The organism is Oceanobacillus sp. FSL W7-1281 (assembly GCF_037969835.1).
Classification (GTDB): Bacteria; Bacillota; Bacilli; order Bacillales; family Amphibacillaceae; genus Oceanobacillus; species Oceanobacillus oncorhynchi.
The window spans coordinates 4,262,063-4,286,687 of sequence record NZ_CP150214.1 but is presented as its reverse complement, the minus strand read 5'-3'; the positions used below and the strand labels follow the sequence as shown (position 1 = coordinate 4,286,687).

Here is a 24,625-nt window from a genome sequence, read left to right as displayed (position 1 = left end):
AAAGGGAAAGCGAAAAAATTTGCTTTTTCTTGAAAGCGCTTGTGCCGGAGTTTTTGCATGTTTTGCTTGCTGTATTTTCATCAGATTTCCGCTGTACAGCATGCAAGTCTTATAACCGCAGCGATGAAAATTTTAATTGGGGGAGTGGAAGTTTAATGGGGAATAGGTATCGGTTTAGTCTTAGGTTAAAGCTGGTTGTGTTTACTACTTTTTTAGCGCTTATTACATACTCAACAAGCGCATTTTTTATTTATGTTGTATATGACTATGTGCAATCCCGGGTCAATATATCTCAGCAGGTTTTTGTTATCAGCACGCTGCTGGCCGGGGTGGTGTGGTCCGGGATTCTAGCTTTTTTTGCTGCGAGATGGATTACAAAGCCTTTGCAGAAACTGGAGAAAATTACAGGGGAAGCAGCCAAAGGAAATTTAGAGATGCGGGTGGAAATCCCGAAATCGGATGATGAAATCAAATCGTTATCTGTTGCGGTAAACAGTATGCTGCAGAGTTTAAATAAAATGGTAATAAATATTGACCAGCATTTTGAGGAAACAAATACAACCGTCCATCAATTGAAGGAAGCTTCGAATACGGCTACAAAGCATGCTGCTGCGATTGGTGATTCGATCAGCGAAATTTCAGATGGTGCCGAGAATTCATCACGTGCGACACAGGAGACGGTCGGATCGATTGAAATTGCAACAGAGCTTGCGAACGAAGTACAAAATAAAGCAGAGACCTCCAAAAAGCAGTCCCATGCTATGATTCATATGCTGGAGGAAGGCCAGAACATGGTGAAACAATTAGTTGCCGGAATCGAGCGTATTGCTGTAGAGCAGGAAGTTTCAATGGAAGATGTCAATCATTTGCGCCAAAGCACGATGGAAGTGGAAGGAATCATTACTTTAGTCGGTGAGATTGCAGAACAAACCAACTTACTGGCATTAAATGCCTCCATTGAGGCTGCACGGGCTGGGGAGCATGGAAAAGGCTTTGCGGTGGTTGCAGAGGAAGTGAGGAAGCTAGCCGACCAAAGCGGAAAGGCAGTGAACGATATTTCCGAGCTCCTGCTTTCCATCCAGACAGATGTGAAGCAATTAGCAGAAAAAATGAATACCAATGCGGCATCCGCGCGGAAAGAAGTCGGTCGTGGAGAGGACACGAATCGTACGATTACGGAAATGGGGACAACAGTTACAGAGACCGCCACGCAGGTCGATACGATTTATGAATTGGTGGAGCAGCAGCTGCAATCGATTCAAAATACAGCCAATCAATCGCAGGAAGTAGCAGCGATTGCCGAGGAAACATCTGCTGGTACACAGGAGGTCAATGCTGCGGTTCAAGAGCAGATTGGAACAATGGAACAAGTGGACCAATTAGCAGGCCAGATGGAGGAGCATGCCGGAAATCTAAGAGAACAGATTAAGCAATTTAATGTGAAGCAAGAAACGGATTCTGGCAGCGTGATATCCATAGAGCCTTCTGACAGCAGCAGGGGCGGTTTAGAGGAAAACAGGCATCAAGATGTATCGTAATTTTAAAAAAATCATGGTATGCTATAAATGATTCTATTATTTGCTGTGTTAAACGAAGACGCAGAAGGATGATAAGCAGTAAGGGTGTGTCATGATGATAACAAAAGACTTAGAACAATTTATTGATCAATGGCTGGCGACAAACAGCCTGCAAAAAGACGAAATCGTTGTTATTGGCTGCTCTACAAGTGAGGTAGCCGGTCAGCCAATCGGGACAAGCGGGAGTACGGAAATTGCTAAAAGTATTTACGAGCAGATGACAAAGCTTCAGAAGCAAACTGGAGTCCATCTTGCATTTCAATGTTGTGAGCACTTAAACCGATCTCTTGTCGTAGATCAACAGACAGCTGTGCAGTATGGTCTGGAGGAAGTTGCTGTGGTGCCTGTTCCAGAAGCAGGTGGATCAATGGCGAGCTATGTCTATAGGCAACTGGAGCATCCTGTTGTTGTGGAGAATATTCGTGCCCATGCCGGGATAGATATTGGCGAAACCATGATAGGCATGCATTTGAAGCCAGTAGCGGTTCCCTTGAAATTGGAACAGCGTACGATTGGCCACGCCAGAGTCAGGGCAGCTCGGACCCGTCCGAAATTGATTGGCGGCCACCGGGCATATTACGGAGAAAACGCAGTGAGATAAGTCATTCTTTTTCGTTTGAACAACAAATAATAATAAATTTTTACCCTATATAGGAGGCTGTGCAGTAATGATGGAATATGTAAAACAAGCAGATAATGAAGTTTTTCAGGCGATGTTGCAAGAGAAGGAGCGTCAGCAAAATAAGATTGAGCTGATTGCTTCAGAAAACTTTGTATCCAAGGCGGTTATGGATGCAATGGGGTCCATACTTACGAATAAATATGCGGAAGGTTACCCGGATAAACGCTATTATGGCGGCTGTGAGTATGTTGATATTGTAGAGGACCTTGCCAGAGAACGTGCGAAGGAAATATTCGGCGCGGATCATGCCAATGTACAGCCTCATTCCGGTTCCCAAGCGAATATGGCCGTATATTTTACTTTTCTGGAGCCAGGAGATACCGTATTAGGAATGAATTTAAATCACGGCGGACATTTAACGCATGGAAGCCCGGTCAACTTCAGCGGCGGGTTGTACAACTTTGTTGACTATGGTGTGGATAAAGAGACAGAGCAGCTGGATTATGATGCTGTCCTGGAAAAAGCAAAAGAAGTCAAACCGAAACTGATTGTTGCTGGTGCAAGTGCGTATTCCCGAAGCATCGACTTTAAAAAGTTCAGAGAGATTGCAGATGCTGTCGGTGCTTATCTAATGGTGGATATGGCACATATCGCCGGATTGGTTGCGACAGGTCACCATGAAAATCCGGTTCCATATTCTGATTTTGTGACAACCACAACGCATAAAACATTACGCGGTCCACGCGGCGGAATGATTCTTTGTAAAGAAGAATATGCGAAGAAAATTGATAAAGCCATCTTCCCTGGAATCCAAGGCGGACCTTTAATGCATATTATTGCAGCAAAAGCGGTTTCGTTCAAAGAAGTATTATCCGATGATTTCAAAGCATATTCCGGAAATATCATTGAGAATGCAAAAGCACTTGGAGAAGCACTGCAAAAAGAAGGCATCCGTATTGTTTCAGGCGGAACAGACAATCATTTATTATTATTAGATGTTACGCCATTAAATCTGACAGGAAAAGTAGCAGAAAAAGCATTAGATGACGTGGGCGTAACTACAAATAAAAATACCATCCCTTTTGATACCGAAAGCCCATTTGTTACAAGCGGCGTACGTATTGGAACAGCAGCAGTAACCACACGCGGATTCGGAATCGAAGAAATGAACGAAATAGCAGCAATTATCTCACTTACCTTAAAAAATTACGAAGACGAAGAAAAACTAAACGAAGCAAAAGAACGCGTACAAGCATTAACAGAAAAATTCCCGCTTTATAAATAAGATATCCCCACTGTGGATAAACTTTATACGTTTAAAGCAGGACAATAGAAATCCACAGAGTTAGGTGCTCTGTGGATTTCTATATTTATTTTTTTCTGTTGGTTAGTATAGAAATATTCTCTAAATTTAAAAGATGCATAAGGTGAATTATTAAATTATATACTTTTCTTTTATAATAGACGTGAATAATCTTTAGTCAGATATTATAACTAGCGGAAGAAATACACGGAGACTCCTGTGGGAAAGCGCGGAGGGAAGACCCCGCAGAAAAAAAGCGAACTTCTTTTTTTCGAGGAGGCTGAGCTCAAGCCCACGGAAAGCGGAGTGTATTTCTGGAGCGACAGCCAGGAAATCTTTTTTATTCCAAAGCATATCTATTATTTGATTTATAGTAAAACCAACTTGATTTCTTCAGGAATCAGCGAGATAATAAAAAACAAAATTATAATTTTTGCAATAAACTATTATTCATTCAGCAAAGAAAATTCACTTGAAAGCATACCTGATTTTCAGTACAATTTGAACGATATATAAATTTAAGGAGTGGTCACGTGAGTAATGTATTTGTATTTGATCATCCGTTAATTCAACATAAATTAACGTATATTCGCGATAAAAATACAGGAACAAAAGAATTTCGCGAGCTTGTAGACGAAGTAGCGATGTTAATGGCATTTGAAATTACAAGAGATTTACCAACATCTGATGTAGAAGTGGAAACACCAGTTACCACATCAAAATCAAAAGTATTAGCTGGTAAAAAACTTGGACTGGTGCCGATTCTTCGTGCAGGCTTAGGCATGGTTGACGGCGTACGCAAACTGATTCCGGCAGCAAAAGTTGGACATGTTGGTTTATATCGTGACCCAGAAACACTAAAACCGGTAGAATACTATGTTAAATTACCCAATGATATTAAAGAACGTGAACTGATTGTGATTGACCCGATGCTGGCAACAGGCGGTTCGGCAATTGATGCCATTGGTGCTTTGAAAAAACGCGGCGCGAAAAATATCCGCTTGATGTGTCTGGTAGCGGCACCAGAAGGCGTGAAGGCAGTACAAGAAGTACACCCGGATGTAGATATTTACTTAGCAGCACTAGATGAACGTCTGGATGACCATGGTTACATTGTTCCTGGCCTTGGAGATGCAGGAGATCGTCTATTCGGAACAAAATAAGAGAATGAAAAGCAGACTGGATATCATATCCAGTCTGCTTTTCATGTTAAAAAGAAGACTGTGGATAACACAGAATACCATAAAAGAACCGTGTGATAAATTTACCCCCGTTAAAAATTGTATAAAATGACCTTTATCCACGAAAACTACTCTACAAAGGTGGAGATGTTATGTGGAAAAAGGTGTTGTACTCTCTCGTAATCTGCTTGCTTTTGATGCAGCTGCAAACCATAACGGTGTATCATGCTGACAATCCCAAGCAGACTCTGATTATAGAAGTAGAGGGAGACCCGCATGAAGTAAAAGAAGAAATAGAAGCTTATCATCCATTTGTGGAGGTTGTAGCGGTATACGATATTGTTTTTGACGGACTTGCTGTCGAAGGAAAAGGAGAACAGCTGGCAGAGCTTGGCTCCATTGAGCAGGTGAAGACATTCCACCAGGTGCAGACATACGAAACCCTGCCTCAACAGACAAATAGCGCCGATGTAACGGAAGAAATGGATTCCTCTGCACCAGAACCGCAAGATTTGAATACAACTCCTTTTACAGGGGACGGTGTTAAAGTAGGTGTGATTGATACAGGAATTGACTATAACCACAATGATTTACAAAAGAATTATCAAGGCGGCTATGATCTGGTTGATTTCGATGATGATCCAATGGAAACCACACCGGAGGAAGGGCAGCCAACTGCACACGGGACCCATGTAGCAGGAATCATTGCAGGCAATGGGGAGATAAATGGGGTAGCTCCAGACGCAGAGATTTACTCCTATCGTGCTCTTGGGCCAGGCGGTTCAGGCTCCTCTGTTCAAGTGCTGGCTGCTATAGAAAAAGCAATCGAGGATGAGATGGATATTATCAACCTGTCCTTGGGCAATGATGTCAATGTTCCGGATTACCCGACGAGTATGGCTGTAAACCGTGCCAGCGAGCTTGGCATGATTGTTGTTATTGCAAATGGAAACAGCGGACCGGATGCATGGACAGTCGGATCGCCGGCAACAGCAGACAAGTCTGTATCTGTGGGAGCATCCACAACACCCCAAAAAGAGCCTGTGCTTGCAGATACGTTTGAGGAAAAGGAAATTCCTTTAATCGAAGCAATCGGAGCTGAACCATGGGAGCTGGACCGCTCCTATGAGCTGGCGGATATGGACAATCTGGAGCAGGGAGAATCTCTACAAGGAAAAATAGCAGTTGCGAAACGAAAAGAGATTCCCTTTTTTGAATTGGCATTACAAGCAGAAAGTCTGGGTGCAGAAGCCTTGATTATTTATAATTCAGAACCTGGACCTTTGCAGGCATCGGTAGAGAATAACCGTCAGCCTGTAACAATTCCGGTTGCTTCTATCCAGCAAGAAGAAGGAGAATGGCTGCAGACGCAAATAAATCAAGGGAATTATTTTATAGATTCTATTCAAAAAGAATCGTTATTGACGATTGCACCCTTTAGTTCACGTGGGCCGGTGACTGTCCAATGGGCAATCAAGCCGGATATTTCTGCACCGGGAGCTGCCATATGGAGCACGGTTCCCGGAGGATATCAGGCAATGGACGGGACGAGTATGGCCGCTCCGCATGTGGCAGGGGCCTTTGCTGTTTTAAAGGAGGCGCATCCAGACTGGACGAATACACAGCTGATTGGCGCACTTAAAACAACAGCACAGCCTTTTGAAGAACAGGAAGTCCGGCTTAATGCTACTACGCAAGGGATGGGACTGATGCAGCTGGATGCGGCAGTAGATACCCCTGCCATTATTTCTGACCCGCAGCTGGAGTTTGGGAAGCTGAATCAGTATCAGGAAGCATTTACAGAAACAGTTACTATTGAAAATAAAACAGAGAAAGAACAAACGTATTATTTTGAAACGCCGGAGCGAAAAGATGGTCTAGTATGGAGCATCCCGCAATCCTTTACAATCGAACCGGGAGAACAAGAGGAAGTAACGATAGAGCTGTCAATGAACCGGGAGCGTCTGGAAGAAGGAGTGCATGAAGGCTGGCTGACACTGAAAGAAGATGAAAGAAGCTATGCTTTGCCGTACATCATTGTCAATCAGGAGGCAGATCAGCCTAAAACGGCAGGCTTTGAATTCTACTTGGAACCGTTTGAAAATGCGGATTATAAGTATCAATTCTTTGTAACAGAACCTGTTAAAAGCCTGGATGTCAGTTTATATCACCCAGAGACATTATTGTTTGAACGGAAACTGCTGGAAGAAGCAGAACTGGAGGAAGGGCGTCATGAGGGAGTTATCAGCAAAGAAGAAGCAGGAGCACCTGGTTATTACCTGGCATTAATCACAGCAGAGCTTGAAGACGGTGAATTTGAGCAGGTGGAAACGATGGTTTTTATAGAAGATGTTCAAAATGTCCCTCAGTAATAAGCTGCGGGCAAGGATTTCTGTAAAACACAGCACGCAAGAAGTACGGATAGGCTTTTTCCGCAGCGGTCGCATTAACCTGACAACATTGCTGCAATTACTCGTCCCATCGAAAACCGTCGCAGCGGACATCTCTTTGGCAAGAACACCGAGGTTGTAAAGACCTATTGGTGTTCTTGGTCTTTCTGAACATCCATGTATGATAATAAAATGTATTATTTTATCTCAGCTAAAATAAGATGATAAAATCTCTGATTTCTACCTTTTTTATCTAGTAAAAAAAAGCTTGTTCACAAAAATGTCAAATTGATTGGAAGTATTTGTGTGGAAGAGACCTTGTAAAACATTTCACAAACCCTTATACTATAGGAATACGCTTGATTTGAAGGGTTTTATGACGGTTTTAAAAATACCCAGTATATTGCTTGGTACACGTTGACAACTCTTACAGGCGTATTGTAAACTTACTTAGTGTGGAGAAAAGGAGAGAGCGGTAAAAGCCCATTAAAAATCGATGCTTTCTGAAAAATATGCGAAATGCATTTCTCTGCCTTCTATACATAGATGCAAATAGTATGTAACACCTCCGCATCTAAGACTACAAGTAGTATTACCCAGCAAGAAGTTCCCCAACTTGATTGAAAACGGATGCAAATCTATTTTCCTAACACAAGTATCTAAGTTGACGGGCATTAGGAGTGAAATAGCATTGATGTCTAATTTTGATAATATGATTATCCGTCAGCGGAAGTGGATGCTTTACTGGTTAGCAATTTTAGTTCTTTGCGCTGGATTCCTACCCTATACCCGAATTTTACTCGGTCTAATCTTAGGTAGTAGTGTTAGTCTTTATAACTTGTGGTTACTGCAATACAAGTCCAATCAACTTGGCGAAACAATTGCAGCAGGCAGGAAGGCTAGAAGCGGTTTAGGTACATTATCCAGGATGACAGCCGCCATTTTAGCTGTTGTCATCGCGATGCGATTTGAAGCGTATTTCCATTTATATGCTGTAATCTTTGGAATTGTATCTTCTTATGTGATTATGGCGCTGGATTTTATTTTCTATCAGATTATCGTATACAAACGAGGAGAAGATAGACCACTCTAGTATTCCATTTTTACTTACAAATAGTTTTAGTAAAGGGGTGATAATTTTGGATCACGAAAGTCCGATAGTACATGATGTCTTTGGGATACCAGGTGCGGATTTAAACCTTGCCAATCTTTTAATGACTGTTATTGTATCACTCATTGTGTTTGTTTTTTGTGTGTGGGGAAGCAAAAAACTGCAGATGAAGCCTACAGGCATACAGAACTTTATGGAATGGGCAGTAGAGTTTGTCAAAGGCATTATAAAAGACAATATGGATTGGAAAACAGGGAGACTATTTCTTCCGCTTGGTTTAACGCTTATTTTTTATATCTTAGTAAGTAACCTTGTGGGTGTAGCAACTGTGGGCGTGGTTGGACATGACTTATGGTGGAAATCTCCAACTGCAGATCCAGTGATGACATTGACACTATCTGTAATGGTTATTTTATTAACGCATTACTATGGTATAAAAATCCGGGGCACCAAGGCATACTTAAAAACATTCGTAAGTCCCGTGCCGCTTATGTTGCCATTTAAAATTGTTGAAGAATTCACAAATACTTTAACATTAGGTCTTCGTTTATTCGGTAACATTTATGCAGGTGAAATCTTATTAGGTCTACTTATTGGACTGGCAACATCATCTGTATTCGGATTTTTCGGAGCAGCGATCCCGACACTTGCGTGGATGGGCTTCAAACTCTTTATCGGTACAATTCAAGTTTATGTATTTGTTATGTTAACAATGGTGTACATGTCTCATAAAGTGAGCGAGGACCATTAAATAAAACTATTATATTTTTTTACACATAAAAAGGAGGAAATTATTCATGGGAGCTTTAGCAGCAGCAATCGCAATTGGACTGGCAGCATTAGGTGCTGGTCTTGGTAACGGTATGATCGTAAGTAAAACAGTAGAGGGAATCGCTCGTCAGCCAGAACTAAGAGGACCGCTTCAAGGAACAATGTTTATCGGGGTAGCACTTGTTGAGGCGATTCCGATCATCGCAGCAGTTATCGCATTTATGGTAATTGGCGGCTAATTTTTCAGAAATATAATGGCGAAGTTTATCTCAGGGAGAATCTTCGCCATTCCTTTATGCAACAGTGTTCATTCTAAAAGGTATACGACGTTTCGTATGTAATAAATGAAATAGAGCAGGCAGCCCGGCTGAGCAGCAGCGGTATGCGCTCTATTTTAGAACAAGGTCTTAGCGAAAGGAGTGGAATTCGTGCATTCATATACTGATTTATTGATAGTTGGAGCCCAAATCGGCGGCTTGCAATGGGTAGACATGCTCGTTCAGCTATTTTTCTTCCTTGTACTTCTGGCATTATTGAAAAAGTTCGCCTGGGGTCCATTGATGAATATGATGGAAAAGCGTGAGCAATACGTAGCGAATGAAATCGAAGAAGCTGAAAAAAGCAGAGCTGATGCAGAAAAAGCTTCTAAAGAAGCAGCTGAGCAGCTTAATCAAGTGAGAGCGGAAGCTCAAAAAATGATTGAAGATGCAAAAGCAGCAGGCAGCAAGCAAGAAGAACAGATTATTGCAGCTGCGAAGAAAGAAGCAGAGCGTCTGAAAGAAGCTGCCCAGGCAGATATCCAAAACGAGAAAGAAAGAGCTATCCAAGCGCTGCAGGATAAAGTGGCGTCTCTATCTGTATTAATTGCCAGCAAAGTGATTGAGAAAGAATTAACGGAGCAGGATCAAGAGAAATTAATCAACGAATACATTAAAGAGGTAGGAGAAGAGCGATGAGTAATGTAGTAGTTGCTAAACGATACGCAGATGCTCTTTTCAGACTTGGAGTAGAACAGCAAAAATTAGAACAGCTTACAGCAGACTTTAAAGTCGTGCAGCCTGTTTTTAAGAATGATAAAAAATTAGCTAAATTCCTGACGCATCCAAAGATTGATAATGCAAAAAAGAAACAGCTGGTAGTTGAAGGTTTTCAAGGGGTGGACCCGATTGTATTGAATACACTTCAATTATTGGTGGATCGCCATCGAATATCGATCATTCCAACCATTATCGATGAATTCATTTCTTTAGTAAATGATGCAAAAGGAATGGCAGATGCTACAGTTTATTCGACAAGAAATTTAACGGATGATGAAAAGAGTCATTTAGCACGCTCTTTTGCTGTCCGATTAGGAAAAAGTGCAGTTCAACTTAACAATATCGTCGATCCGTCGATTTTAGGCGGAATCAAAATCAGAGTTGGAAATACGATTTATGACGGTACGGTAAAAGGGAAGCTAAATCGAATCTCCCGTAGTATTGTATCTGCTAATAAATGATGATAGGGGTGAAATGGTATGAGCATTAATGCTGAAGAAATCAGTACGCTGATAAAAAAGCAAATTGAAAATTTTGATTCAGACATAGAAGTTACTGATGTAGGAACAGTTATTGAAATCGGGGACGGGATTGCACGTGCACACGGACTTGATAATGCAATGGCTGGAGAGCTGCTTGAATTCTCTAATGGAGTAATGGGCCTGGCTCAGAACTTAGAGGAAAGCAATGTAGGTATCGTTATTCTTGGACCTTACGAGGAAATCAAAGAAGGTGACGAAGTTCGTCGTACAGGCCGTATCATGCAAGTACCGGCTGGAGAGGAACTTTTAGGCCGCGTGGTGAACCCGTTAGGTCAGCCAATCGATGGACAAGGCGCAATCGAAACGTCAAAAATGCGTCCAATCGAAGCACAGGCACCAGGTGTAATGGATCGTAAATCCGTTGATGAGCCATTACAAACAGGTATAAAAGCGATTGACGCGCTTGTACCAATCGGACGCGGACAGCGTGAGTTGATCATCGGTGACCGTCAGACTGGTAAAACAACGGTAGCAGTAGATACAATTTTGAACCAGGCAGATCAGGATATGATTTGTATCTATGTTGCCATCGGTCAAAAAGAATCCACTGTCCGTTCGACAGTAGAAACATTCCGTAAACATGGTGCATTAGATTACACAATCGTTGTATCTGCAGGTGCATCTGACCCGGCTCCATTATTATACTTATCACCATATGCTGGTGTAGCGATGGGTGAAGAGTTCATGTATAACGGCAAACACGTGCTTGTTGTTTATGATGATTTATCAAAACAGGCAGTTGCTTACCGTGAACTTTCTCTGTTACTTCGTCGTCCGCCAGGCCGTGAAGCATTCCCGGGGGATGTATTCTATCTGCATTCACGCTTATTAGAACGTGCAGCTAAACTAAGTGACGCAAAAGGCGGCGGTTCGTTAACAGCACTACCTTTTGTTGAAACACAAGCAGGAGATATCTCTGCGTATATCCCTACCAACGTTATCTCGATTACAGATGGTCAGATTTTCTTACAATCCGACTTATTCTTCTCAGGGGTACGTCCGGCGATTAACCCTGGTTTATCTGTATCCCGTGTAGGTGGATCCGCACAAATCAAAGCGATGAAAAAAGTTGCTGGTACGCTTCGTCTTGACCTGGCATCATTCCGTGAGCTGGAAGCATTCTCGCAATTCGGTTCTGATCTTGACAAAGCAACACAAGCGAAACTTAACCGCGGTCAACGTACAGTGGAAGTATTGAAGCAGGGTCTTCATAAACCAATGGGCGTTGAAAAACAGGTTGCGATTATCTATGCCTTAACAAGAGGTTTCTTAGATGATATTCCTGTGGAAGATATTCAGCGTTTTGAAGAAGAAATGAATATTTGGATCGAGCATAACCAAAATGATATTTTCACAACAATTCGCGAAACTGGTGCTCTTCCAGATGATAAAGAATTCAGCGGAGCAATTGAAAGCTTCAAAAATACATTCTTGCCATCTAATCAATAAGATGTCTGCGATAAAAGTAAAAGGACCGAATAGCGAATAACTTCGGTCCGCATTCCTTATAGGAAAGTGTGGTGAAAAGCTTGGCATCACTGAGAGATTTAAAAGGAAGAATTGACTCAACGAAGAAAACAAAACAAATCACAGGGGCAATGGAGCTTGTATCGGCATCTAAAATGTCTAAGGCAGAACAAAATGCCCGCGGATTTGTTCCATACGCAGAGAAGCTGCAGGAAGTAGTTAGCAGTATTGCAAATTCCAATACAGACTTACAGCATCCGATGCTTACGAAGCGGGAAGTGAAGAAAACAGGCTATCTGATCATCACTTCTGACCGTGGTTTAGTTGGAGCGTATAATAGTCATATTTTAAAAAACCTTATAAATAAAATTGAACAGAATCATTCCTCAAAAGATGAATATACCCTTATTGTGATTGGGAGAAAAGGATATGACTTTTGCCGTAAACGCGGACTTCCAGTTGCCCAGAGTATATTAGGAATGTCAGACCATCCTTCATTTGCAGATGTGAAAGACCTTGCTTCTGAAGCTGTGCAAATGTATGCTGATGAGGAAATTGATGAACTTCATATTATTTATAATCATTATGTAAGTGCGATTTCTCAAGTAGTCACAAATAAACAGCTTCTGCCGATTGAAAATATAGAAGAACAAAGCGCTTCTGCCTCTGATTATGAATTTGATCCGAATCAGGAGGAGATTCTGGAAGTACTTTTACCTCAATATGCAGAGAGCTTGATTTTTGGCGCATTACTTGACGGAAAAGCAAGTGAGCATGCTGCAAGTATGACAGCAATGCGCAGTGCAACAGATAATGCAAATGAATTGATTGGTGATTTAGAACTTTCATATAACCGTGCACGTCAAGCAGCGATTACCCAAGAGATTACCGAAATCGTCGGCGGTGTAGCAGCGCTTGAATAGGCACGCAGGTAAGTTAAGTTAGGAGGGGAACAGATGACGAAAGGACGCGTAACACAGCTGATGGGACCGGTCGTTGACGTACGTTTTGAAGATGGTCAGCTCCCAGCTATAAACAATGCATTAGTAGTACGCAGTAAACAGTCAGGTGAAGATTTAACGCTTGAAGTAGCCCTTCACCTTGGTGATCATAGTGTTCGTACAATTGCAATGTCCTCAACAGATGGTTTCCAGCGCGGAGCAGAAGTAGAAGATTTAGGTCGACCGATTTCTGTCCCTGTTGGAGATGTTACATTAGGACGAGTATTTAATATTTTAGGTGAAAAAATTGATTTAGATGAGCCGCTTCCAGCAGGCACCCGCTTAGATCCAATTCACCGGGAAGCACCGGATTTTGAGAATCTGTCTACAGAAACAGAGATCCTGGAAACAGGTATCAAAGTTGTAGACTTGCTTGCCCCATATATCAAGGGTGGTAAGATCGGTCTGTTTGGCGGAGCCGGTGTAGGTAAAACCGTATTAATTCAAGAATTAATCAATAACATTGCTCAAGAGCATGGCGGTATTTCTGTATTTGCGGGTGTTGGAGAACGTACCCGTGAAGGAAATGACCTTTACTATGAAATGAGCGACTCTGGAGTTATTGCAAAAACAGCGATGGTATTTGGTCAGATGAACGAGCCGCCTGGTGCCCGTATGCGTGTGGCATTGACAGGTCTTACGATGGCTGAATATTTCCGTGATGAACAAGGTCAGGACGTATTATTGTTTATTGATAATATCTTCCGTTTTACCCAAGCAGGTATGGAGGTATCCGCACTTCTTGGACGTATGCCTTCAGCCGTAGGTTACCAGCCGACACTTGCTACAGAAATGGGACGATTACAGGAGCGTATCACTTCAACGGATAAAGGTTCTGTAACATCAATTCAAGCAATTTATGTACCGGCCGATGACTATACTGATCCAGCGCCGGCAACTACTTTCGCTCACTTGGACGCAACGACAAACTTAGATCGTAAGCTTTCTGAGCAAGGTATCTATCCTGCCGTGGATCCATTAGCATCAACTTCTCGTGCACTTGACCCGGAAGTGGTTGGCGAGGAGCATTATCGTGTTGCGGTAGAAGTACAGCAAACACTTCAAAAATACCGTGAATTGCAGGATATTATTGCAATTCTTGGTATGGACGAGTTAAGTGATGAGGACAAGCTGGTAGTTTCCCGCGCACGCCGTATTCAATTCTTCTTATCGCAAAACTTCCACGTTGCTGAGCAGTTCACTGGGCAGCCTGGCTCGTATGTTCCGGTAAAAGAAACGGTTCAAGGCTTCAAAGAAATTCTTGAAGGAAAGTACGATGACCTTCCAGAGGATGCCTTCCGTCTTGTTGGACGTATCGAAGAAGTAGTTGAAAAAGCAAAAGCTTCGGAATAATAGACAGCAGAGGATGATTCATAAATGAAAGACCAATGTATCATCCTTATGGCTTCGAGGCCAGCTGTAGGAGGGGTAAACATTGAGTACATTAGAAGTAAGTGTCGTCACTCCTGAAGGTCCGATTCTGGAAGATAGCTTTGATATGGTTGTCTGTAAAGCGGAAACTGGTGAAATTGGAATCCTGCCAAAGCATATTCCGCTTGTCTCGCCACTGCAGATTAGTATTGTCCGCTTGAAGAAATCAGGCGATACGAAGCAGGTTACAATCAGCGGAGGCTTTATGGAAGTACAGCCTGATAAAGTAACTATCCTGGCACAGTCTGCGGAAACTGCTGATCATATCGACGTTTTGCGTGCAAAGCAAGCAAAAGAACGTGCAGAGAAACGTCTTCAGGATAAAAGCGATACAGTAGATAGATATCGTGCTGAACTTGCATTAAAACGGGCAATTAATCGTCTGGAAATCGCAAATTCATAATATAAGTTTTAAATAAATAAACTCCCTGCCCAAATGATGGATAGGGAGTTTATTTTATCGCAGTGTAACTGACTGCAGGACTCCCTCTGAATAAAATTTTGTTTTAAGAAGGGAGCAAACAGTTGAATAATAAATAATTCATATTGGCTGTTATCGATATCAAAAGTACTTCTTACCAAGGAAATAAAACGAAATATGTTATAATTTCCCGGGAAATGATGCATTGAAAATATTATTCCACAATATAAGACAAAAAAATAATGTTTCAGCATATAAAGAAAGGAGTTTGTTATGTTTTCAGCAGGACAATTAGCTTTGCTCAGTATCTTCTCCCATATCATGTTTATTTATCTGACTTGGAAAGTAGTTACTGCCATCCGGATTGAAACGATATTTAAAAAAGGAAGATCAGCAGAAGCAAGAGTGTTTCTTCTGTTTATTACGATTATGATTGGAACAGGTGTAAGCAGGTTCTTTCTTGATATATTGCAATGGTCTGGTGATTTAATATATCTTTTTTCTTCCATACATGTATTGATATAAAAACTTCTGTCAAAACTGAGATTAATAGATTTGATAGGAGGTTTTTTTATGTTTCATAAAATTCTTTTTCATTCTAATTTCCCTTTTACCCAAGCAAGCCCCCTTCAGGCATTCCAAAATCGAGGTCAGCGAAACAAACAGGCTATTTGTTTTTTGCTGCTTATTTGCTTTTTTGTTAACCAGGCCTTCAGCCAGCCTTATCAGGAGGATGAAATGCAGGACTTAGGTGCATTTGCGATGTCGAACGATTGGAATATCGACTTTTGGGAGGTAACGATGAAGGAACAGATGGCAGCAGAAGAGGCACAACATCTTGTTCAGCAGCTGGAAGCAACGTATACGCTACAGGAGGATAAGGATGAAAACCGGATAAAGTATACTTTTGAGAGTCGTCACAAAGAGGACCCCTTTTACGTAATATATAATGTGATTCTTCCTGTGGATAAGGAAGAGCTGGCAGAGGTAATTGTTGTTATGCATGGGACTGATTGGAATAACCAAATAAGCCAAAAGTATCAAAAAGAGAAAAGAGCTGTACAAAAGAATTATTTAACAAAAGAGACACAACTATATACTTGTCTATCTATACAAGATAGTGATATAATGAATCACGATGTAATTTTAAATGAAGCAGCGACATATTTTAATATAGAGCATATTTCGACTAAAAATGACAATATAGAAAATTCTAGGATTGAAAAAAGTACATACGGGTATACAAAAACATGGGAGCAGTTTTATTTCATGGAAAATGACCCAAAAAATGTGCAAATTACCACTGTTGCAGATCGTCAAGGGGAAAAGAGTTTTATGATAGGAACACCTATCCTAATCAATGAATATTAATAATAGGGAAATTAGATTCTGAAGGGGATTTATGACATGGAAAAAATCATCGTTGGTGGCGGACGAAAGTTAGAAGGCACTGTGCGTGTTGAAGGTGCTAAAAACGCAGTCCTGCCTGTACTTGCTGCTAGCTTAATAGCTAGTGAAGGAAAAAGTATTATTAAAGAAGTACCAGTATTAGCAGACGTATACACAATTAATGAAGTGCTTCGCAACTTAAATGCCAATGTGGAATTTGATTCAACAGAAAAAACAGTAATGATTGATGCTTCTGCTAAGCTGGAGACAGAAGCCCCGTTTGAATATGTAAGAAAAATGCGTGCATCCGTGCTTGTGCTGGGACCATTATTAGCCCGCTATGGACACGCAAAGGTAGCTATGCCTGGAGGATGTGCAATTGGATCACGTCCAATTGACTTACATTTAAAAGGTTTTGAAGCTATGGGAGCAGAGATTCACGTTGGTAATGGTTTTGTAGAAGCTAAATCAAATGGCCGCCTGCATGGCGCGAAAATTTATTTAGATATGCCAAGTGTTGGTGCTACAGAAAATATCATGATGGCCGCTGCATTAGCAGATGGAAAAACAGTGATTGAAAACGCAGCGAAAGAACCTGAAATCGTTGACTTAGCTAACTACTTAAATAAAATGGGCGCAAGAATCGTTGGAGCTGGTACTGAAACCATCCGTATCCACGGTGTGGAAAAGCTTTACGGAACAGAGCATATCATGATTCCAGATCGTATTGAAGCAGGAACATTTATGGTTGCAGCAGCAATTACAAAAGGAAATATATTAATTGAAAATGCTGTGCGTGAACATTTAAGTTCAGTGGTTTCGAAATTGGAAGAGATGAACGTGCAAGTGATTGATGAAGACGGCGGATTACGGGTTATTGGTTCTGATGCGACGCAATCTACAGATATAAAAACATTGCCGCATCCAGGTTTCCCGACAGATATGCAATCACAAATGATGGCATTGATGTTATGTGCGAAGGGAACCAGTGTTATCACTGAAACCGTATTTGAGAACCGTTTTATGCATGTAGAAGAATTTCGCCGTATGAATGCGAATATTAAAATTGAAGGCCGCAGTGTGATTATCGAAGGTCTTTCTAAATTACAGGGTGCAGAAGTGGCAGCGACAGATTTACGCGCAGCAGCAGCACTTATTTTAGCAGGACTTGTAAGTGACGGTTATACACGGGTTACAGAGCTGAAGCACTTAGATCGCGGATATGTTGATATCGTAGGAAAATTAGCGAATCTTGGCGCAGACATTAGACGCGTTGATGAAAATGGTGTCGTATTACAGCCATTAGGCGTAGAAGAAAATGTCGAATTAAGTGAATTTGTAACGGAATAATACTATCGCAATCCTTTCAAAAAAGATGTATCTCATGGAGATGCGTCTTTTTTATTTTTCTGTAATTAACCCCTATAACAAGCGACAGTTTTTGATAGGACGACTAATCGCAGCAATGTTGTCAGGTTACATAGGTATAAAGAATGATTTTTTCAAATCTTATTAAATAGATATGGTTAGTAACAAGTTACGTTAAATCAGCAGTCTATTCGTTTTTCGAAATAAAATGTTAGAAAATGAAATGAGTGATAATTCATTTTTTTACAATATTTCTCTTCTCACTTTTCATGAAACATGCTATATTTGAGAAAATTACTAATATTTCGATTGGGTGATGAAAATGAAAATGTATATCTCTGTGGATATGGAAGGAATAACAGGACTTCCCGACGCCAGCTTTGTGGATTGGCGGAAACATAATTATGAAAGAGCCCGCAAAATAATGACGGATGAAGCAAATTACGTGATTCAAGCTGCCTTTGATGAAGGAGCAGAAGAAGTATTAGTGAACGACAGCCATTCCAAGATGAACAATTTACTTATTGATGAGATTCATCCGGATGCCTTATTAATAACGGGAGAGGTCAAGCCCTTTTCAATGATGCAAGGATTAAATGACAGCTATAGCGGTGTTTTCTTTGTAGGTTATCATGCAAGAGCAGGGCAGCGCGGGGTGATGTCACACTCAATGATACACGCTATCCGTAACTTTTATCTGAATGATCATTGTATCGGGGAGATGGGAATGAATGCATATCTTGCCGGATACTTTGGTGTACCTGTTTTATTTGTAGCAGGAGATGACCAGGCAGCGGCAGAAGCAGAGAAATTAATCCCGCATGTCACCACTGCTGTTGTAAAGGAAACAATCTCGAGATCCTCCGTAAAAAGTTTAACGCCTAAAAAAGCAGGTCTGTTGCTTAAAGAAAAAGTAAAGCTCGCTCTGGATAACCGCAAGCTTGTATCCCCATTGATTCCTCCAGAAAATCCAGAGCTGACGATCGAATTTAATAACAGCGGACAGGCAGAATGGGCCAATTTAATGCCCGGCACGCTATGGATTCCCGGCACAACCAAAGTGCGCTTCCAGGCAAAAGATATGAAGGAAGCCTATCAAGCGATGCTGGTTATGACGGAACTGGCCATGCAGACAACATTTTCCTAAAGCTTCTAAACCACCTCTTAAAGTGTAATGAATACAAGAAACAAACATATTTATCATTAGTAACAAGCTGATTTATTCTTTTTAATTAACAGGTTCGTTTTTCTTTTCTTTATATACGGAATGTTTTTTTATAAAAAGATATGATAGTGAGGTGAAAGGTATGCTGAAATACATTTTTAAGCGCTTACTTATTATGATTGTTACACTATGGGTTATCATTACCCTTACTTTTGTATTAATGGTAAATATACCAGGATCTCCTTTTAACACAGATCAGTCATCAAATGCAACGGTACAGGCTAACCTGGAGGCGCATTATAATTTAGATCAGCCTTACTACATACAATATTTGCTTTACATTAAATCCATTGTCACCTTTGAATTCGGACCTTCTATCAAGCAGCCTAATCAGACAGTAAATGACCTTTTATCACGGGGTTTTCCAATTTCCTTTGAACTGGGAATCATCACGATTGCCCTGGCAGTCGTTTCCGGCGTATTGATTGGAATAATTGCAGCGCTGCGGCATAACGGCTTTCTTGATTATCTAACTATGGGGATTGCTGTTTTAGGCATCTCGATACCAAACTTTATTTTAGCTACGATTCTTATTCAGCAGCTGGCGGTAAATTTGGAAATATTTCCGGCAGCCACCTGGAGAAGCCCCGCTCACATGGTGCTTCCTATCCTTGCGCTTGCGACAGGACCAATGGCAATTATTGCCCGTTTGACACGCTCTACAATGCTGGAGGTGCTGACACAGGATTATATTAAAATGGCAAAGGCAAAAGGACTGTCGCCTTGGAAGGTCATTTTCAAGCATGCGCTCCGGAACGCGTTAATGCCAGTTGTGACGATTATGGGAACCCTCTTTGCAGGGATCTTGACAGGAACCTTTGTGATTGAACAGATTTTTGCGATACCGGGAATGGGAAGATATTTTGTGGAAAGCATTAACCAGCGTGATTACCCGGTAATTATGGGGACCACTGTTTTTTACAGCGCTTTCTTGATTATTATGCTTTTCCTGGTGGACATTGTCTATGGAATACTTGATCCACGAATCAAGATGCATCAGAAAGGGGGCAGATCAAGATGAAACCAGAGAAAGAAATGGAGCATTTTGAGACACCGGCCGCTATCCCTGATGAATGGTTTTCGTGGAAAGAAAAGGATAAAGAAAAAATGGAGGAAGTGTCCCGTCCATCCTTATCGTATTGGCAGGATGCCTGGCGGCGTCTGGTGAAAAATAAGATGGCCATGCTTGGGCTGATCTTTCTCGTCTTACTGACGATTATGGCTATTTTCGGTCCGGTTATTTCTCCTTATGAAGTAAACAGACAAGACCTTCCGAATCAGTATCAGCCGCCTTCGATGGAGCATTGGTTTGGCACGGATAATGCAGGGAGAGATGTGTTTACACGGACGTGGTACGGCGCCCGTATTTCCTTATTTGTCGGTCTGGTAGCTGCCTTGATTGACGTCACCATCGGGATTATCTGGGGAGGAATCTCCGGTTACAAGGGCGGCCGTACGGATAATGTGATGATGCGTATGATTGAAGTGTTATATGGCTTGCCTTATCTATTAGTTGTTATTTTACTTTTAGTTGTACTCGGGCCGAGTCTTGGAACGATTATTCTGGCATTGACCATTACCGGCTGGGTAGGGATGGCCCGAATTGTGCGGGGACAGGTGCTGCAAATTAAAAACTATGAATTTGTCCTCGCTTCGAAATCATTTGGTACGAAAACATCGCGGATCATCCGGAAGAACCTCCTTCCGAATACGATGGGACCCATTATTGTTCAAATGACCTTAACCGTGCCGTCTGCAATATTTGCCGAAGCATTCTTAAGCTTTATCGGTCTTGGGATTCAAGCCCCGTTTGCCAGCTGGGGAGTAATGGCAAACGATTCATTAGGAGCGATTTTATCCGGAAACTGGTGGACTTTGTTCTTCCCGGCATTTTTTATCTCTTTTACGATGTTTGCCTTCAATGTCTTGGGAGACGGTCTGCAGGATGCACTTGATCCGAAATTAAGAAAGTAGGTGGGCAACTTGGAAAGAATACTCGAGGTAAACGACTTGCATGTGACCTTTACTACGTATGGAGGGACAGTCCAAGCTGTCCGGGGCGTCAATTTTCACTTGGATAAAGGAGAAACCTTAGCAATCGTCGGGGAATCCGGCTGTGGAAAAAGTGTTACCTCCAATGCCATTATGCGGCTGATTCCGGATCCGCCGGGGAAAATCACGAAAGGCTCCGTTATTTTTAAAGGGCAGGATCTGGCAGCATATTCGGAGAAGAAAATGCGGTCCATCCGCGGAGTAGATATTTCAATGATTTTTCAAGATCCAATGACAGCACTTAATCCAACCTTAACCATTGGCACACAGCTGATGGAGGGGTTAAAGGAACATAAGAAAATATCGGGGACACAAGCGAAGGCAAAAGCGGTTGAAATGATGAACCTGGTCGGAATTCCTAACCCAGAGGAACGTTTAAAACAATATCCGCATCAGTTTAGCGGGGGAATGCGTCAGCGGATTGTGATTGCAATTGCTCTAATCTGTGATCCGGATTTGCTGATAGCGGATGAGCCGACGACTGCACTGGATGTGACCATTCAAGCACAGATTTTGGAATTGTTTGCAACCATCCAGGAGCGGACTGGGGTATCGATTATTTTGATTACGCATGACCTGGGCGTGGTCGCAAAGATAGCAGACCGCATTGTTGTGATGTATGCTGGGAAAATTATTGAATCCGGCAGCAAACGGGAAATATTCTACGAATCGAAGCATCCATACACACAAGGGCTGCTCCATTCTGTTCCCAGATTAGATGCCAAGGAAGAATTAAAGCCGATTGCTGGTACACCACCTGATTTATTCTCACCTCCAAAGGGATGTCCTTTTACAGCGCGATGTCCATTTGCGATGGAGGTGTGTGATAAAGTTTACCCCGCTCCAGAAAAAATCAGCGATACACATTATGTGGATTGCTGGCTGCAAGATGAGCGGGCCAAGCGGCTGTTAGCTGCAAATGTCTTACAAACTTAAAAAGGGGGCAAAACAATGAGTAGAAAGAAGCTTTTATGGGTACTCCTGGTACTTTTTACAGCATTTGTTCTTGCTGCATGTACAGCGGGCGAGGATGCAGGAGAAGAGCCGGATGATGCGGACACGGATACAGCAGAAGAAGCGGATGGCGAGGAGGGCGGAGAGAATGCTGCTGCAGAAGAAACGCCGGATCTGGATGGAAAGACATTATATATCAACAACGGTCAAGAGCCGACCTCCCTCGATCCATCCATTGGCTTTGATCAGGTATCTTGGGATCCTTTGAATAATCTGATGGAAGGGTTGACACGTCTGGATGAGAATTCAGAAGCAGCAGAAGGGGTGGCAGAGAGCTGGGATATTTCTGAGGATGGATTGACGTATACATTCCATTTGCGGGAGGATGCCAATTGGTCTAATGGAGACCCTGTGGTTGCAGAAGATTTTGTCTTTGCCTGGAAGCATATGCTGGACCCTGATACAGCTTCTGCTGCCGCATTTTTAGCTTACTACATTGAAGGCGGAGAAGAATACAACAGCGGGGAAGGTTCGGCCGATGATGTCAATGTCACAGCCATTGATGATAAGACATTGGAAGTTGTTTTAATTCAGCCGACTGGATTCTTCCTGGATTTGCTTACCAACCCGGCATTTTTCCCAATCAACCATCAGGTTGCTGAAGAAACGCCAGACTGGCATGCTGAAGCAGATACGTTTGTAGCAAATGGTCCATACATGTTAGATTCATGGGATCATGATAACGAAATGATTTTTGCAAAGAATCCAGAATATTGGGATGCAGATGCTGTTAACCTGGATTATGTTCATTTTTCCATGGTTAACGATTCAAATACACAATACCAAATGTTCCAGACAGGCGAGCTGGATACAGCGAGCGTGCCTCCAGAGCTATCTGATGAATTGATAGATGGAGATAATGTATTTATCGGGGAATATGGCGGACTGGAATTCTTTCGTTTTAACCTGACAGAAGAACCGTTCCAAAATAAGAAAATCAGGCAGGCGTTTTCATACGCTATTAACCGCGATGATATTGCGGAATACGTCGTTAAACAAGGGGTAGAGCCTGCATACGGTTTTGTATCACCTGGCTTTACCGCACCGGATGGAAACGATTTCCGTGAAGAAAACGGCGATTTAGTAGCATTTGATCCGGAACGTGCCCAAGAGCTGCTCGCAGAAGGAATGAAAGAAGAAGGCTATGATGAGCTGCCGCCGATTGTACTATCCTTTAATACCAGCGACACTATTCAAGCGATTGCAGAAGCCATGCAAAATATGTTGAGTGAAAACTTAGGCGTGGAGGTCACACTGGAGAACCAGGAATGGAATGTGTTTGCAGAAGCGCAGCAAAATCTGGAACTGCAATTCTCAAGAAGCTCATTTATCAATGATTATGCTGATCCAGTCAACTTCTTAGAAAGCTTTGTCTCAGATTCTTATATGAACCGTACCGGGTTTGAAAGTGAAGAATATGACGAGCTGATTCAAAAAGGTAAAAGCGAAACAGATGAAGAGCAGCGCTATGAATATCTATACGAAGCAGAAAGAATGCTGGCTGAAGAAATGATTGCCATGCCAATCCGCTACTATAACGTGGTTGTTCTGGAAGCAGATGGCGTGGAGGGAATCCTTCGCCACCCGGTAGGATACTTTGATTTGAAATACGCAGATAAGACGGAGTAAGGTACAGGGGAACTGCGGTAAACAAGATAGGCTCATTCATATATGAGCCTGTCTCTGTTTTTAGAAAACTTGGTTGTCACTAAGCCCTTAGGTGACAACCTTAGTTACACTTATGCAGTAAGAAAGTTTATACTTTCTTAACTGCCAAAAAAGGAGGATATATAGATGCTTTCTTATCGTTTGAAAACTGGGGACACCATCGGAATGATTGCGCCGGCCGGTCCTGTAAAAAAAGAAAAACTGGAGCAATCCTTCTCCTTTTTTGAAAATATGGGTTTAAGGATAAAGCTTGGACAGCATGTCTATGATCAATATGGCTATTTAGCAGGAAAGGATACCCATCGGTTAGCAGATTTTCATCAGATGGTTTCCGACCGGAACATCAAAGCGATCATTTTTGCCAGAGGCGGATACGGTACGGGGCGTTTCATTGATAAATTAGATATGGAATTAATCAAAAAAAATCCCAAAATTATCTGGGGATACAGCGATATTACATTTTTACATACAGCTATCCGGCAAGCAACAGGCCTGATTACGTTCCATGGCCCGATGCCGGCATCGGATATGGTGAAAAAAGACTTCGATACGCTTTCCAGACAGCTGTTTAGACAGTTGTTCGGGCCGACCAATCTCATTTATTCGGAAAGCATTTCTCCGCTGACTGTCTATCGAGAAGGAGAAGCCACGGGCAGCATTGTCGGTGGAAATCTTTCTCTCCTGGTGCAGACAATCGGAACGCCCTATGAAATTGTAACAAAGGATAAGCTGCTGTTCATCGAGGATATTGGAGAGGAGCCGTATCGAGTTGACGGGATGATGAACCAGCTTCGTCTGGCTGGGAAACTAAAGGATGCTGCCGGTATCATTATTGGCGACTTTGCGGAAGCTGAACCGAAAGTCCAGCCCAGTCTGAGGATGGAGGAAGTCTGGAAGCATTATTTTAGAAATTATACCAAGCCGGTTGTTGCCGGTTTCCGAATTGGCCACTGTTTTCCGCATTTCTCTATTCCTTTGGGGGCAAAAGCAACGTTATCCAGCAGAACGAAAACACTTCAGCTGTCGCCGGGAGTCCGTTAATGAAAGAGAGAATT

Annotated in this window: 24 protein-coding genes; all 24 read left to right on the top strand. The window is 42.1% G+C overall.

What is annotated here, in order from left to right:
- The first annotated feature begins 155 nt into the window (after positions 1-155).
- The 24 genes from MKX55_RS20790 to MKX55_RS20675 all read left to right on the top strand — a co-directional run bounded on the left by MKX55_RS20790 (position 156) and on the right by MKX55_RS20675 (position 24,611).
- Positions 156-1,538: a methyl-accepting chemotaxis protein gene (locus tag MKX55_RS20790; protein ID WP_339234683.1), complete on the top strand. Its 1,383-nt coding sequence runs from the start codon at positions 156-158 to the stop codon at positions 1,536-1,538.
- Positions 1,539-1,629: 91 nt separating this feature from the next.
- Positions 1,630-2,178: a TIGR01440 family protein gene (locus tag MKX55_RS20785; RefSeq protein WP_339234680.1), complete on the top strand. Its 549-nt coding sequence runs from the start codon at positions 1,630-1,632 to the stop codon at positions 2,176-2,178.
- Between the two features lie 70 nt (positions 2,179-2,248).
- On the top strand, positions 2,249-3,484 hold the full coding sequence (gene glyA, locus MKX55_RS20780; protein WP_193064737.1) for a serine hydroxymethyltransferase: 1,236 nt from the start codon (positions 2,249-2,251) through the stop codon (positions 3,482-3,484).
- Positions 3,485-3,721: 237 nt separating this feature from the next.
- Positions 3,722-4,018 (top strand): hypothetical protein, encoded by a 297-nt coding sequence (locus MKX55_RS20775; protein ID WP_193064703.1) that lies wholly within the window; start codon positions 3,722-3,724, stop codon positions 4,016-4,018.
- 17 nt (positions 4,019-4,035) lie between these two features.
- Entirely contained in the window at positions 4,036-4,665 is a 630-nt protein-coding gene (gene upp / locus MKX55_RS20770; protein WP_042529494.1) for a uracil phosphoribosyltransferase, read from the top strand.
- Positions 4,666-4,835: 170 nt separating this feature from the next.
- On the top strand, positions 4,836-7,055 hold the full coding sequence (locus MKX55_RS20765; RefSeq protein ID WP_339234677.1) for a S8 family serine peptidase: 2,220 nt from the start codon (positions 4,836-4,838) through the stop codon (positions 7,053-7,055).
- Between the two features lie 712 nt (positions 7,056-7,767).
- Positions 7,768-8,166 (top strand): ATP synthase subunit I, encoded by a 399-nt coding sequence (locus tag MKX55_RS20760; RefSeq protein WP_339234675.1) that lies wholly within the window; start codon positions 7,768-7,770, stop codon positions 8,164-8,166.
- Between the two features lie 46 nt (positions 8,167-8,212).
- Positions 8,213-8,935, top strand: a complete 723-nt coding sequence (atpB, locus tag MKX55_RS20755; RefSeq protein ID WP_042529502.1) for a F0F1 ATP synthase subunit A — start codon at positions 8,213-8,215, stop codon at positions 8,933-8,935.
- A gap of 46 nt (positions 8,936-8,981) precedes the next feature.
- Entirely contained in the window at positions 8,982-9,194 is a 213-nt protein-coding gene (gene atpE, locus MKX55_RS20750; protein ID WP_040978261.1) for a F0F1 ATP synthase subunit C, read from the top strand.
- Positions 9,195-9,383: 189 nt separating this feature from the next.
- A complete protein-coding gene (locus tag MKX55_RS20745; protein WP_042529504.1) occupies positions 9,384-9,911 on the top strand; it encodes a F0F1 ATP synthase subunit B in 528 nt (175 codons plus the stop codon).
- Positions 9,908-10,453: a F0F1 ATP synthase subunit delta gene (locus tag MKX55_RS20740; RefSeq protein WP_042529506.1), complete on the top strand. Its 546-nt coding sequence runs from the start codon at positions 9,908-9,910 to the stop codon at positions 10,451-10,453. Before MKX55_RS20745 ends, MKX55_RS20740 begins: the two co-directional genes overlap by 4 nt.
- Before the next feature lie 18 nt (positions 10,454-10,471).
- Entirely contained in the window at positions 10,472-11,983 is a 1,512-nt protein-coding gene (atpA, locus tag MKX55_RS20735) for a F0F1 ATP synthase subunit alpha (RefSeq protein ID WP_042529508.1), read from the top strand.
- An 80-nt stretch (positions 11,984-12,063) separates the two neighbouring features.
- Positions 12,064-12,924 carry an ATP synthase F1 subunit gamma gene (atpG, locus tag MKX55_RS20730; protein ID WP_042535684.1) on the top strand — a complete coding sequence of 287 codons (861 nt, stop codon included), beginning with the start codon at positions 12,064-12,066 and terminating at the stop codon, positions 12,922-12,924.
- A gap of 33 nt (positions 12,925-12,957) precedes the next feature.
- Positions 12,958-14,355, top strand: a complete 1,398-nt coding sequence (gene atpD / locus MKX55_RS20725; protein WP_042529510.1) for a F0F1 ATP synthase subunit beta — start codon at positions 12,958-12,960, stop codon at positions 14,353-14,355.
- Between the two features lie 82 nt (positions 14,356-14,437).
- A complete protein-coding gene (locus MKX55_RS20720) occupies positions 14,438-14,836 on the top strand; it encodes a F0F1 ATP synthase subunit epsilon (RefSeq protein ID WP_042529512.1) in 399 nt (132 codons plus the stop codon).
- Between the two features lie 291 nt (positions 14,837-15,127).
- Positions 15,128-15,379 (top strand): DUF1146 family protein, encoded by a 252-nt coding sequence (locus tag MKX55_RS20715; RefSeq protein ID WP_042529514.1) that lies wholly within the window; start codon positions 15,128-15,130, stop codon positions 15,377-15,379.
- Positions 15,380-15,427: 48 nt separating this feature from the next.
- A complete protein-coding gene (locus MKX55_RS20710) occupies positions 15,428-16,225 on the top strand; it encodes a YwmB family TATA-box binding protein (RefSeq protein ID WP_289585507.1) in 798 nt (265 codons plus the stop codon).
- 36 nt (positions 16,226-16,261) lie between these two features.
- Positions 16,262-17,593, top strand: coding sequence for a UDP-N-acetylglucosamine 1-carboxyvinyltransferase (gene murA, locus MKX55_RS20705; RefSeq protein ID WP_042529516.1), 1,332 nt, complete (start codon positions 16,262-16,264; stop codon positions 17,591-17,593).
- 340 nt (positions 17,594-17,933) lie between these two features.
- Complete coding sequence (locus MKX55_RS20700; RefSeq protein ID WP_042529518.1) at positions 17,934-18,758, top strand: M55 family metallopeptidase; 825 nt, start codon at positions 17,934-17,936, stop codon at positions 18,756-18,758.
- Between the two features lie 160 nt (positions 18,759-18,918).
- Entirely contained in the window at positions 18,919-19,857 is a 939-nt protein-coding gene (locus MKX55_RS20695) for an ABC transporter permease (RefSeq protein ID WP_042529520.1), read from the top strand.
- Positions 19,854-20,810, top strand: coding sequence for an ABC transporter permease (locus MKX55_RS20690; protein ID WP_042529522.1), 957 nt, complete (start codon positions 19,854-19,856; stop codon positions 20,808-20,810). Before MKX55_RS20695 ends, MKX55_RS20690 begins: the two co-directional genes overlap by 4 nt.
- A gap of 9 nt (positions 20,811-20,819) precedes the next feature.
- The gene (locus MKX55_RS20685; RefSeq protein ID WP_339234667.1) at positions 20,820-21,824 is read left to right on the top strand and encodes an ABC transporter ATP-binding protein; all 1,005 of its coding nucleotides are present in this window, start codon (positions 20,820-20,822) and stop codon (positions 21,822-21,824) included.
- 15 nt (positions 21,825-21,839) lie between these two features.
- Positions 21,840-23,531: a peptide ABC transporter substrate-binding protein gene (locus tag MKX55_RS20680; protein WP_339234664.1), complete on the top strand. Its 1,692-nt coding sequence runs from the start codon at positions 21,840-21,842 to the stop codon at positions 23,529-23,531.
- Between the two features lie 165 nt (positions 23,532-23,696).
- Entirely contained in the window at positions 23,697-24,611 is a 915-nt protein-coding gene (locus tag MKX55_RS20675) for an LD-carboxypeptidase (protein ID WP_339234661.1), read from the top strand.
- The last annotated feature ends 14 nt before the right edge of the window (positions 24,612-24,625 follow it).